The sequence below is a fragment of the Actinomyces sp. HMSC065F12 genome, from assembly GCF_001814535.1.
GTDB classification, from domain to species: Bacteria; Actinomycetota; Actinomycetes; order Actinomycetales; family Actinomycetaceae; genus Pauljensenia; species Pauljensenia radingae_A.
In genome coordinates this window covers 1-12,417 of sequence record NZ_KV816940.1, presented here as the reverse complement: position 1 = coordinate 12,417, position 12,417 = coordinate 1, and the positions used below count along the sequence as shown (strand labels likewise).

Below are 12,417 nucleotides of genomic sequence, written 5' to 3'. Positions count from 1 at the left end.
CCGTTATGCAAATTATGCATGACTGTGTATAGTCATGCATATGAATTTTCGGGCAGCTATTGCAGGAGTATCGGGATACGCAGGAGGCGAAATCGCACGCCTCCTTACCGCGCATCCTGACATCACGCTCAGCATAGTTACGGGAGCATCTTCCGCCGGCAACACCCTGGCACAGATGCATCCGAACATCACTGGGCCCCAAGGTGCGCTGGTGATCCAGGAAACAACAGCCCAGGCTCTCGGCGGCGTTGATGTGATTTTCCTGGCCCTGCCACACGGACACTCCCCCCGACTTTCCGATGAGCTCGCACGCGCAGGCACGTCAGCACTGATCATCGACTGCGCTGCCGACCATCGACTGACCGATGCAGACGAATGGCATCGCTACTACGGCACCGACGCAGCCGAACCGTGGACCTATGGAATGCCAGAGTTGCTGCACAGCGGCGAAACACAGATGACACGTCAACGCGACGCCCTCGCACACGCCGGTCAGATCGCCGTGCCCGGCTGCAATGCGACAGCAGTCACCCTGGCAATACAGCCAGCCATCGCCGCGCACATCGTCGAACCCACCCTATGCGCCACCTTGTCAGTGGGTTATTCAGGTGCCGGTCGATCACCCAAACAGCATCTGCTGGCCTCCGAGGCACTCGGCGCGATCGTGCCTTACGGCGTGGGAGGGACCCACCGGCACATCCCCGAAATCATCCAGAACCTGCGCATCAGCGGGGCGGACGACGTTCGCCTGACATTCACGCCCGTTCTGGTCCCCACAGCTCGCGGCATCGTGGCGACAGTGGTGGCACCGCTGCACGCATCCGTCAGTGCAGATGACGTGGCCCACGCCTACAGCATCTACGATAATGAGCCGCTGATCGGTGTCAGCCACGAGGCACCCTGGCCGTCCACTGCGCCTGTCAACGCGACCGGCTGTGCCCTCGTCAATGCAGTGATTGACGAACGTGCCCACAGTCTTGTCACTATCTGCGCACTCGACAACCTCGGTAAAGGAACTGCGAGTGCAGCCATCCAGAGCGCAAACCTTGCGCTCGGCCTGCCTGAACTGACCGGAATCCCCACCATCGGAGTGACACCATGAACCAGACAGCACCATTGGCCGGCGTGACAGCACCTCAGGGATTTCTCGCATCAGGGGTTCACGCAGGGATCAAAGCCAGCGGTAACCGTGACGTTGCCCTCGTCGTCAACACCGGACCGACCGAGCTTCGCGCCTCGGCAGCAGTCTTTACCTCCAACCGCGTCGCCGCTGCTCCCGTCCATCTTTCCCGCGCACACTTCGCCGCGGGCACTGTCAGTGCCGTCGTGTTGAACTCCGGGGGAGCGAACGCCTGCACGGGCGAGCAGGGCGCACGTGACGCCCAACAGATGGCCGACCACGTCGCGCAGGCACTCAGCCTGGCCGACAGCATGCAGGTCGGTGTGTGCTCCACCGGTTTGATCGGTGAGCTGCTGCCGATGGAGGCAGTAATCAGCGGAATTGATATGGCGGTGGGCGAACTTGCTGATACGCCTGAAGCGGGAGCCAACGCTGCCGATGCCATCCGAACCACCGATACCGTGAACAAGACGATCGAGATTCATGCAGACGGCTACACAGTCGGAGGAATGGCGAAAGGTGCAGGTATGCTCGCGCCGGCACTGGCGACCATGCTGTGCGTCCTGACAACCGATGCAGTCGTTGACCAGCGTGAACTTGACGCCGCCTTGCGTGAAGCGGTCCGCACGACGTTTAACCGCGTGGACTCAGATGGATGCCGCTCCACCAATGACACCGTCATTGTACTGGCTTCTGGAGCATCCGGTCACCGCGCCGATGCACAGGAACTGACCGAACATCTGCGCAGCGCCTGCGCAACGCTGGCACGCCAGCTCATTGCGGACGCCGAGGGCGCCACTCATGACATCGACATCACCGTGCGCGGTTCACACAGTGAAGAAGCAGCCGAGATTATCGCCCGTGCCGTCGCGCGATCGAACCTGCTCAAAGCCGCCATATTCGGCAATGACCCGAACTGGGGGCGTGTCCTGTCAGAAATCGGCACAATCCCTGAAGAGGTCGCACCATTTGACCCGGATGCCATTGACGTGAGTTTCAACGGTGTGCAGGTCTGCCAGGCAGGGGGAGTGGGGCAGTCGCGAGACCTCGTCGACATGACGGATCGGCAGGTCAGTATTGAGGTCGATCTGCACAATGGTTCAGCCAGTGCCACCGTCATCACCTCCGACCTGACCTACGACTACGTCCACGAGAACAGCGCGTACTCATCATGACCACACTGACAGCGCGGGATAAGACCGCTATTTTGCTGGAAACAATGCCGTGGCTGCGTCACCACCGCGGCAAGTATGTCGTGATCAAGTATGGCGGCAATGCGATGGTGGACGACTCACTCATGCACGCATTTGCCCAGGATGTCCTTTTCTTGCACCAGTGGGGTGTCAAGTCGGTCGTCGTTCACGGCGGTGGTCCTCAGATCAACCAGATGCTGTCCCGGGTGGGCCTTGATGCGCCCTTCACCAAAGGGCTGCGGGTCACCACCGAGGACGTCATGGAGATTGTGCGCATGGTGCTGATTGGAAAAGTACAGCGCGAACTGGTCAGCCTGCTTAACGTTCAGGGTTACCAGGCCATCGGACTGGCAGGAGAAGACGCGGGTCTGTTCCAGGCTCAACGCACACCCGCATGGGTCGATGGTGAAGCCGTTGATATTGGATTGGTGGGAACTATTACCCACGTCAACGCCCAGCCACTGATGGCGCTGGTGGATTCGGGTTTCATCCCGGTAGTCTCCTCCGTTGCACCCAACCAGGATGCGCCATCTGGAGTGCTCAACATTAACGCCGATTCTGCTGCAGCAGCACTGGCTGGCGCGATCGGTGCTGAAAAGCTCATCATGTTGACCGACGTGGAAGGACTCTACGCAAACTATCCGGATCCAAACTCTCTGATCAGTCGCCTTTCGCGCAGTGAACTGGCCGCCCTCGTTCCCACCCTTGATTCGGGGATGGCGCCGAAGATGACTGCTGCGCTGGCCGCCCTCGAACAGGGTGTGCCGCGTGTCCACGTCATCGACGGCCGCCAGCCGCACTCCATGCTGCTGGAAGTCTTTACTGACGAGGGCGTCGGAACGATGATCACCACCGACGGAAATGAAGGGGAGGATCAATGACCTGGGAAAATCGCTACCATGAGGCGCTCATGGACACATTTGGACCTCCTCAGCGTATCCTCACGCGTGCACAGGGCTGCACGGTTGTGGACGACACCGGAGCAGAGTACCTGGACCTGCTGGGCGGAATTGCCGTCAACGTGCTGGGACGTTGCCACCCGGCCATTGAGCGCGCAGTGAGTACGCAACTGGCAACACTGGATCACGTCTCCAATTTCTTTGCCACACCGCCGCAGATTGAACTGGCCGAACGCGTTCTCGGCATCGTGTGCGCGGACGCCGTTCCAGACGGATCACGTGTCTTTTTCACCAATTCGGGAACTGAGTCCAACGAGTGCGCCATCAAAATGATCCGCACCTGGGGCAACACGAAGATCGACGAGGGTACCAAGGGCTTTTCTGTCGACACGACACCTCGCATCATTGCGTTGACTGGCGCATTCCACGGACGCTCAGCGGGCGCACTCTCAGTGACCTGGAAAGAGGCTTACCGCACTCCATTTGCACCGTTGCTCGAAGGAATCGAATTCATTGAGCCGAACAATATGGACGCACTCGACCGCCACCTGACCCAAGGCGTGGCAGGCATCATCGTTGAACCCATCCAGGGAGAAGCAGGCGTCTACCCGCTCAGTGATGAGTACCTTCAGGCCGTGCGTCGGCGCTGCAATGAGATCGGCGCACTGATGGTCGTTGACGAAGTACAAAGCGGCATGGGACGCACCGGACAGTGGATGGCGCACCACCATGCAGGAATCACGCCCGACGTCGTCACCCTCGCCAAAGGACTAGGTGGAGGCATGCCGATTGGAGCCTGCGTCGGTATCGGCCAGGCTGGATCGATCCTGACCCAGGGAATGCACGGCACGACTTTTGGCGGCAACCCGGTGTGCGCCGCCGCAGGCCTGGCCGTCATCGACACCATCGAAAACGATGCGTTGCTGGCACACGCCCTCACACTGGGTGAACAGTGGCGCGCCGAACTGCGTGAGGCAGGCGGAGCGGCGGTGCGCGAGGTGCGCGGACGCGGCCTGCTTATTGCGGTCGAATTTAATGAACCGTGCGCCAGTGCGCTTGTGCGCCATGCAGCTGACGAAGGATTTATCATTAATGCGCCAAACGCCCATACAATCCGTCTGGCACCACCGTTAACGCTGTCAGACCAGCAGGCTCAGTCCTTCACTGAGGCTCTGCCTGCATTGGTTCACAGCGCCCGGCAGACACTCGGCCACGCACACAAGGAGGACTGATGACAGACCACGCCGGCCCTGACACGCAAGGCATCCCGTCGTCACGCACCGCTCGACGCGGAGCCATTGTGGACATCCTTGCCGATCAGCAGATCTCCTCTCAGAAGGAACTGCGTGAAGCACTGGCCGTGCTGGGTATCGAAACGACGCAGGCCACTTTGTCACGTGACCTCGTGGAGATGCACGCCACGAAGATTCGCACGGCCTCAGGTAAACAGATCTATTCAGTGCCGGACCTGGACGGGGAACAGACGCGTCGTGGAGAAGAATCACTGGCACGCCTGGAGCGATGGGCTCAGGACCTGCTCGTTGCAGTAGACACCGCCGGCACATTCCTGGTTGTGCGCACACCAGTGGGCGCAGCCAACCTGCTCGGATCAGCCATCGACACCGCGCGGCTCGAGGGAGTCGTTGGCACCGTGGCAGGAGATGACACTATTTTCGTCGCATGTCGCAGCACTGAGGACGCCGTGGAACTTCAGTCAACACTGATCGCACTGGTCGAGCCTCGCCAATAAGCGTGAATCATTCGAGTACGACAATCAAAGGGTAGAAACGAAATGAGTGAACACAAAGACCGCGTTGTACTGGCCTACTCCGGTGGGCTTGACACCTCTGTTGCAATCGGCTGGATCGAACAGCAGACAGGTATGGAAGTGGTTGCCGTTGCCGTTGACGTGGGGCAGGGCGGCGAAGACCTGGAGGTGATCCGCCAACGCGCCCTCGACTGCGGCGCCGTGGAAGCATACGTCGCAGATGCGAAGGAAGAGTTTGCTTTCGACTACTGCATGCCCGCGCTGAAAGCCAACGGACTGTACCAGGGGCGCTACCCCCTCGTATCTGCGCTGTCACGCCCGCTGATCGTTAAGCACCTGGTGCGCGCCGCACGGCAATTCGGCGCCATCACCGTGGCACACGGCTGCACCGGCAAAGGCAACGACCAGGTCCGCTTCGAAGTATCCCTCACATCGATGGCTCCTGACCTGAAAACGATCGCTCCCGTGCGTGACCTCGCGTTGACCCGCGACGTGGCCATCGACTACGCCAACAAGCACAATCTGCCCATTGAGACGACGAAACACAATCCCTTCTCGATCGACCAGAACGTGTGGGGTCGTGCCATCGAAACAGGGTTCCTTGAAGACATCTGGAACGCGCCGACCAAGGACGTGTACAACTACACCGACGACCCGACCTACCCGCCACTTCCTGACGAGGTAGTCATCACTTTCGAGCAGGGTGTCCCCGTCGCCATCGATGGGCGTGCCGTGACTCCTCTGGAAGCCGTTCAGGAAATGAACCGCCGCGCTGGCGCGCAGGGCATCGGCCGTATCGACATTGTCGAGGACCGCCTGGTGGGCATCAAGTCGCGTGAAATATATGAAGCACCAGGAGCCGTGGCCCTGATCGCCGCTCACCAGGAGCTTGAAAACGTCACCGTCGAGCGCGAACTGGCACGCTACAAGCGCCGCGTGGACGAACGCTGGTCCGAACTCGTCTACGACGCGCAGTGGTACTCACCGCTCAAGAATGCGCTGGACGCTTTCATCGAGAACACGCAGACCTACGTCAGTGGTGACATTCGCATGACGCTGCACGGTGGGCGAGCAACGGTGACAGGTCGACGCTCCGACTCCTCCCTGTACGACTTCAACCTTGCGACCTACGAGACGGGCGATACCTTCGACCAGTCCCACTCGCGCGGCTTCATTGAAATCTACGGAATGAGCGCCAAACTGGCAGCAGCCCGCGACGTGCGTTTCGGACGCGGTGTGAACTTCGACGAGGACGCGCACTAGTCGGCGCTTCCTCTCGTGATCGAACCGTAACCGGATCGTTTCTAAAGAGCGTCCGACTCCTCATCGAACCGATTAGGACTTACCCCCGGTTTTTCGTACCCTCGTATTCTGAGGCATCGAAGCCGGGGGTTGTCCCTGCCCACGGCACGAACCTCCGCTTCTTCATTTCACCACCAGGTTTTCGAGGGGACACATGGCGCACCACCTTGCGATCGCATCCTCCTCGTCACGGCGTCTTCTTGACCGGACAGTGACGAGGGAGGCTTCCTCGGATGTGCGCCCTCGTGAGCTGCGCGTCACCATGTCGTCTCCGCTGCGAAACGCCGGCTGGGCGCTCAGCACCTTGACGTGGGCAATTCGCAGAGCACGCCTGAATGCAACACTTCGGTGGGGTGCTCACGCCAACGAATACCTCGAACCCATGATTGCCTGGGTCTTTTTCCTGACATTCAGCGGAACGGGATTTCGCGCGCTGATCGGATGGGTCGGATACGGCATCATCGTCGTGCTGTCCGCAGCAGTATTCATCGCGATGTTTGTCATTGCGGGGCGGCGCGTGACGATCCGCCGTGTCCCGTGGACGATCGCGGCATTCCTACTGGTGTGCTGGATGTCAGCCCTGTGGGCCGAGTATCCGGGGATCTCAGCGTTAGCATCACTGGGCAGCACACTGAGCGCTCTCATTGGAATCATGATCGCCATCGCGGTGCCGCTGGAGCGCCTCATCGACGCGTTCGCCGCAGCGATGCGATGGTCGGTGGGAATCAGCCTGGTGATGGAGCTATGGTGCGCCATCTTTGTCGGCCATCCGATCGTTCCTGTGTGGCTGCGCGGCCAGGGTAACGTGGGCGCCACGCAGCTGTGGACTGAATCCGCACTGTTCAGAGGTGGCCCCATCCAGGGGTTTGTCGGCAACCGCAACCCACTGGCCGCAATCGCACTGTTCGGCATCATCTGCACGGTGATTCAGCTCCGCGCGCGACGCATGAGCTCCAGGCGTGCCCTCACATGGTTCGCCCTCTACGCGGCGACACTGGCGCTGACACGGTCAGCTACCGTTTTCGTGGCGCTGCTGGCATGCGCCGGAGTATTCCTGGTTGGAACCGTTCTACGGCGCGTGCGCGCGCACAGGCGGCAGCGCGTCCTGCGAATTTCGGCGATGGCTCTGCTGATCGTCAGCGTCGTCGGAGCGCTCCTGTACGCCCCGATCGCTGAGTTTATCGGTCGCGACGCAGACCTGACGGGACGCTCTGACATCTGGCGTGCAGTGTTTGAGCTGTGGAAACAACGGCCCATCGGCGGGTGGGGATGGGTCATGCTGTGGCCACCGTGGATCCCGATGTATCGCGATCTGGTGATTCGTCAGGACGGCGCGCCCACGCCTCACGCCCACAACGCATTCGTGGACGTGTCATTCCAGACCGGACTCATTGGCCTGGCCGTCTTCGTCATTGCCATCTGCGTCATCGGTATTCGCGTCTTGCACGTCGCCATTCGCCGTATCGACGGTGACGTGTACTCGCTGGCACCGGCACTGATGATGACGGCCATTTTGGTGCAGTCCCTCACTGAATCGCGCCTCCTATTCGAAGGCACATGGATTCTGTTCGTCGCCCTGGCCACATGGCTGGTCGTCAGGGTCGAACAGGAAGACAGCGAAGTGGGCGTGGGGGTATTGTCCCTGCCGGTCCCGCCTAGTCCTGGTCAACGGGGTCGCGCACCACAGGACACGACATACAGCGCGGACCGCCGCGGCCGCGTCCCAGCTCAGCCCCCTGAATCTCGATGACATCGATGCCTGCGCGGCGCAACGCAGCATTACACAGCGGGGAACGATCATAGGTAATCACCTTGCCAGGTGCAATCGCCAGCGCATTGAAACCGTCATTCCACTGCTCGCGATCCACGTCGGAGAAGGTGCCATCCGGACTGATGAAACGCAACGAGCGGCCCATCAGCACTTCCAGTGCGCGTCGAAGATCGTAATGCATATCCTCGACGATCGGAGCGCCCCCATCGGGGCCGGGTCGCAACGTCATCGTGCGCACGTCACCCAAGCGCGGATACAGCAAGAAAGCATCCCGGTCGACCTGCGTCAACACTGTGTCCAAGTGCATGAAGGTACGCACATGCGGCAATACGACAGCCAGGACCGTGTGGGCGTGACCGGCCTCGAACATTTTGACAGCCAAGCGCTCAACACCTTGCGGCGTGGTGCGTTCCGACACGCCAAACACACCGATCCCATCGCCCACCACCAGAGCGTCGCCGCCCTCGGCACTGCGAATAGCACCTGATGTGCCGCGCGACCACCAGTGGAAATCCCAGGGGGCAAAACGTGGATGGTACTGGTAGATAACCGAATAGTGCAGCGATTCGCGCTCGCGCGCCAGACGTGACATCGAATTGACGGCCACACCACCGTGAATCCACGCAGACGCATCCCTCGTGAACAGGTGGTTTGGCAGGGGACGAATCAGGAAATCTTCATCTTCGAGCGTGCGTGTCACCAGCGAGCGCACAGGCGACACGCTCTTCCACTCATCGACCGTCAAACCGTCCACACACATGGCGGTCAGGCGATCTGCCGACAGATCCGCCGTCCATTCGCGCAGCGCAGGGGTGAGCACCGGTCCGAGCCGGCGTTCATTGAGCGTGCGATCCAGTACCGCCTGGCGGGCCTGCTCGTGGTGCAGTGTCTGCGACAACAATGTGCGCAGCTTGTGCACCTCGATGCCTTCGCCCTCCATGACTTCGACGAACTGATCGTGCTCAGCTCGTGCACGGCCCGGATCCATCAGATCATCAAAAAGAAGCTCAGTATGATTGAGGGGAGTGAGCCGTTCGACTTCCTGACCGGGGCGGTGCACGATCACCTCACGCAGCCGACCGATCTCGGAATCCACACGGGGATTGACGTCCACTGTTCCTCCTCACATTGCTGCAGTGCTGAGTATATGCATTTTGTCTGTGTCGATGTTGGCATCGCGGCGTGCGAACAGGCATCATGAAACTATGAGCGCAAACTCGACATTTGATGCAGCACAACGCCAATCGTCTCCCGCCCGTCCCGTCGCATTGTGGGGTGGACGATTTTCAGGCGGCCCCTCTCAGGCGCTTGCCAGATTGTCCGTGTCAACTCACTTTGACTGGCGGCTGGCCCAGGCTGATCTGGCCGGCTCGAAAGCTCATGCACGCGCCCTAAACAGAGCAGGGCTGCTGACCGACGAAGAACTGGACGGCATGGAATCCGCTCTCGACGAACTCAGCGCAGAAGTCGCATCGGGCGCCCTCGTCCCTGACCCTGATGACGAGGACGTGCACACTGCGCTCGAACGCGCATTGATCGACAAAGCGGGCGCTGAACTGGGTGGGAAGTTGCGCGCCGGCCGCTCACGCAACGATCAGATCGCTACGCTCATCCGCATGTATCTGCGCGACGAGGCGCGACACATTGGAGCGCTGACACTTGACGTTGTGGACGCGCTGCTCGAACAGGCTCGCCTGGCGGGGGATGCGATCATGCCCGGACGCACTCACATGCAGCACGCGCAGCCCGTTCTGGTCGCCCATCACCTCGGCGCACATGTGTGGCCCTTACTGCGCGATGTGGAACGTCTGCGTGACTGGGATCAACGAGCTGCCGTCAGCCCGTACGGTTCGGGCGCACTGGCAGGAAACACGCTGGGAATGGACCCACAGACCATTGCCGAGGAACTGGGCTTTACCGACAGTGTCGCCAACTCTATCGACGGCACAGCTTCGCGCGACGTGGTTGCAGAGTTCGCCTTCGTCATGACGATGATCGGAATCGACCTATCGACCCTGTGCGAAGAAATCGTCATCTGGAATACCCGAGAATTCGACTATGTGACTCTGGATGATTCGTTCTCCACGGGCTCATCGATCATGCCACAGAAGAAGAATCCCGACGTGGCCGAACTGGGACGAGGCAAGGCCGGGCGCATGATCGGTGACCTCACGGCGCTGCTGAGCGTCCTCAAAGGAATCCCGCTGGCTTACGATCGAGACCTGCAGGAAGATAAGGAACCTGTCTTTGATCAGATCGACACGCTTGACGTGCTGCTGCCGGCCATTGCCGGAATGGTCTCCACGATGCGCCTGAACTTCGAGCGAATGGCGCAGCTTGCACCACAGGGTTTCTCGCTGGCTACAGATATTGCCGAGTGGCTCGTCAAACAGGGAGTGCCTTTTAGAGTGGCGCACGAACTGTCCGGTGCGTGCGTGCGCCAAGCAGAGGCACGAGGCGTGGAATTGTGGGACCTGACCGATGACGAATTTGCTGCGATCAGCGAGCACCTGACACCTCACGTGCGCGACGTGCTCAGCGTTGAGGGATCGGTTGCTGCCCGCAATGCCCGAGGAGGAACGGCGCCGGACCGGGTGCGCGAGCAGTTGTCCGAGGCGACCCGTCTGGCCAGCACGCATCGCGCCTGGATTCAGGAGGGCGTGGCGTCGTCTCATTCGTAGTGGACACGTGTGACGAGGGTGGCCCGACCCGACTAAGCTAACCGCAGTAGGTGAACGTCTGCCTGGCGCGCACCTGAGAGAAGAAAGCCAACACGACCGCGATCATAAGGAGAGCAGAGCGGTGACACAGGATTTAGTGGACGAACTACAGTGGCGTGGGCTGATTGCTCAGCACACGGATTTGGATGCGCTGCGTGCGCACCTGAACGCTGGTCCGGTCACCTTCTATTGCGGTTTTGATCCAACTGCCGCCTCTTTGCATCACGGTCACCTGGTGCAGGTGCTTCTCATGCGGCACCTGCAAAACGCTGGCCACAAGCCGTTGGCACTGGTTGGTGGCGCAACGGGCATGATCGGTGATCCGCGCCTGTCCGGTGAACGCCAGCTTCAGTCACGCGACGTGGTGGGACAGTGGGCGGACAGACTACGCGCCCAGCTTTCGCAGTTCCTTGAGTTCGACGGGCCGGCCGCGGCACGCCTCGTCAATAATCTTGACTGGACCAGCCAGCTGTCCGCGATCGACCTGCTGCGCGACGTGGGCCAGTACTTCCGAGTCGGCACCATGCTGTCGAAAGATATCGTCGCTCGCCGCCTGAATTCTGAAGAGGGAATCTCGTTTACCGAATTCAGCTACCAGATCCTCCAGGCGCATGACTACCTGCAACTGTTCCGGAACTACGGCTGCACCTTGGAAACCGGCGGAAACGACCAGTGGGGCAACATGATTGGCGGTGTGGAACTGATCCGCCGAGTCGAGGGCGCCACCACGCATGTGATGACCACACCGATCATCACGAAGTCTGACGGCACCAAGTTCGGCAAGTCCGAGGGCGGCGCGATCTGGCTGGATCCTCAGATGATGAGCCCGTACGCGTTCTACCAGTTCTGGCTGCAGGTCGCGGATGAGGATGTCGTGAAGTTGCTGAAGGTCTTCACCTTTGATTCCCGCGAACGCATCGAAGAGCTTGCCCAGTCGGTTGCCGAGCGTCCACATCTTCGCGAAGGACAGAAGGAGCTGGCCGAAAAGGTCACCACGCTGGTGCACGGTGCAGATGCAGTCGCTCGCGTGCAGGCTGCGACAGAAGCGCTGTGGGGCAGAGGAGATCTGCGTGAAGTTGACGAAGAGACGCTGGTTGCTGCGACTGGCGAACTACCATCCGGTAGCATTCGCGTTGGCCATGACACGATTGTGGATGCCTTGATTGCGTCGGGCCTGGAGAAGGGCCGCTCTGCTGCGCGCCGTACCGTCGCATCCGGTGGTGCGTATCTGAACAATGTCAAGGTCGAAGACGAAGACGCCCCGATTGAAGCATCAGACCTGCTCGCCGGCGGTCTGGCGCTCATTCGACGAGGGCGCCGCAACCTTGCTGTTGTGCATGCCAATCAGTGAACAAGTGCTGATTGAACCGAGGTGCGTGCAGGTGGCCGTGAACCGGCCTGAACGCGATGCTTGCCACTGACACGGCACGGCTTAGTGCTACGTTGAGAATGTCGAGTGGCGAATCGACGATGCCAGCTGGCGTATTGAGAACATCGACCGGCGCGATGAGAACGTCAACGAGCGTGGTGAGAATGCCAATCGGTACGTGAGACCTGACGAAGGGCCGGGATCTGTGATGCAGATCCCGGCCCACTCATTTGACAGATCGCCCGATTGTTCGTAGAGTATTTTCTTGTCGCCCG

The 12,417-nt window shown here is 60.4% G+C and carries 11 protein-coding genes; 9 read left to right on the top strand and 2 right to left on the bottom strand.

Annotation, left to right across the window (positions count from 1 at the left end):
* Nucleotides 1-40 precede the first annotated feature (40 nt).
* The 7 genes from argC (at nt 41) to HMPREF2975_RS00800 (ending at nt 8,032) form a co-directional block, all read left to right on the top strand.
* Nucleotides 41-1,102 (top strand): N-acetyl-gamma-glutamyl-phosphate reductase, encoded by a 1,062-nt coding sequence (gene argC, locus HMPREF2975_RS00830; protein WP_070725204.1) that lies wholly within the window; start codon nt 41-43, stop codon nt 1,100-1,102.
* On the top strand, nt 1,099-2,295 hold the full coding sequence (argJ, locus tag HMPREF2975_RS00825) for a bifunctional glutamate N-acetyltransferase/amino-acid acetyltransferase ArgJ (RefSeq protein ID WP_070725168.1): 1,197 nt from the start codon (nt 1,099-1,101) through the stop codon (nt 2,293-2,295). The genes argC and argJ overlap by 4 nt, the downstream gene beginning before the upstream one ends.
* Entirely contained in the window at nt 2,292-3,194 is a 903-nt protein-coding gene (gene argB / locus HMPREF2975_RS00820) for an acetylglutamate kinase (protein WP_070725166.1), read from the top strand. Before argJ ends, argB begins: the two co-directional genes overlap by 4 nt.
* Nucleotides 3,191-4,444, top strand: coding sequence for an acetylornithine transaminase (locus tag HMPREF2975_RS00815; protein WP_070725165.1), 1,254 nt, complete (start codon nt 3,191-3,193; stop codon nt 4,442-4,444). The genes argB and HMPREF2975_RS00815 overlap by 4 nt, the downstream gene beginning before the upstream one ends.
* Nucleotides 4,444-4,962, top strand: coding sequence for an arginine repressor (gene argR, locus HMPREF2975_RS00810; RefSeq protein WP_058236925.1), 519 nt, complete (start codon nt 4,444-4,446; stop codon nt 4,960-4,962). Before HMPREF2975_RS00815 ends, argR begins: the two co-directional genes overlap by 1 nt.
* 42 nt (nt 4,963-5,004) lie before the next feature.
* Nucleotides 5,005-6,243: an argininosuccinate synthase gene (locus HMPREF2975_RS00805; RefSeq protein WP_070725162.1), complete on the top strand. Its 1,239-nt coding sequence runs from the start codon at nt 5,005-5,007 to the stop codon at nt 6,241-6,243.
* A 193-nt stretch (nt 6,244-6,436) separates the two neighbouring features.
* Nucleotides 6,437-8,032 carry an O-antigen ligase family protein gene (locus HMPREF2975_RS00800; RefSeq protein ID WP_058236923.1) on the top strand — a complete coding sequence of 532 codons (1,596 nt, stop codon included), beginning with the start codon at nt 6,437-6,439 and terminating at the stop codon, nt 8,030-8,032.
* Here the strand turns inward: HMPREF2975_RS00800 and HMPREF2975_RS00795 are convergent.
* Complete coding sequence (locus tag HMPREF2975_RS00795; RefSeq protein ID WP_083314320.1) at nt 7,938-9,167, bottom strand: arginine deiminase; 1,230 nt, start codon at nt 9,165-9,167, stop codon at nt 7,938-7,940. The genes HMPREF2975_RS00800 and HMPREF2975_RS00795 overlap by 95 nt on opposite strands.
* A gap of 91 nt (nt 9,168-9,258) precedes the next feature.
* Here HMPREF2975_RS00795 and argH point away from each other — a divergent pair, with 91 nt between their 5' ends.
* Both argH and tyrS read left to right on the top strand, forming a co-directional pair.
* Entirely contained in the window at nt 9,259-10,734 is a 1,476-nt protein-coding gene (argH, locus tag HMPREF2975_RS00790; RefSeq protein WP_070725160.1) for an argininosuccinate lyase, read from the top strand.
* Between the two features lie 121 nt (nt 10,735-10,855).
* Complete coding sequence (gene tyrS / locus HMPREF2975_RS00785; RefSeq protein WP_058236920.1) at nt 10,856-12,124, top strand: tyrosine--tRNA ligase; 1,269 nt, start codon at nt 10,856-10,858, stop codon at nt 12,122-12,124.
* A gap of 87 nt (nt 12,125-12,211) precedes the next feature.
* Here the strand turns inward: tyrS and HMPREF2975_RS12710 are convergent.
* A partial coding sequence (locus HMPREF2975_RS12710) for a hypothetical protein (protein WP_227469074.1) occupies nt 12,212-12,417 on the bottom strand: 206 nt, incomplete at its 5' end.

Coding starts and splice junctions, on each gene's coding strand:
- argC (WP_070725204.1), top strand. CDS start 41: ATGAATTTTCGGGCAGCTATTGCAGGAGTATCGGGATACGCAGGAGGC.
- argJ (WP_070725168.1), top strand. CDS start 1,099: ATGAACCAGACAGCACCATTGGCCGGCGTGACAGCACCTCAGGGATTT.
- argB (WP_070725166.1), top strand. CDS start 2,292: ATGACCACACTGACAGCGCGGGATAAGACCGCTATTTTGCTGGAAACA.
- HMPREF2975_RS00815 (WP_070725165.1), top strand. CDS start 3,191: ATGACCTGGGAAAATCGCTACCATGAGGCGCTCATGGACACATTTGGA.
- argR (WP_058236925.1), top strand. CDS start 4,444: ATGACAGACCACGCCGGCCCTGACACGCAAGGCATCCCGTCGTCACGC.
- HMPREF2975_RS00805 (WP_070725162.1), top strand. CDS start 5,005: ATGAGTGAACACAAAGACCGCGTTGTACTGGCCTACTCCGGTGGGCTT.
- HMPREF2975_RS00800 (WP_058236923.1), top strand. CDS start 6,437: ATGGCGCACCACCTTGCGATCGCATCCTCCTCGTCACGGCGTCTTCTT.
- argH (WP_070725160.1), top strand. CDS start 9,259: ATGAGCGCAAACTCGACATTTGATGCAGCACAACGCCAATCGTCTCCC.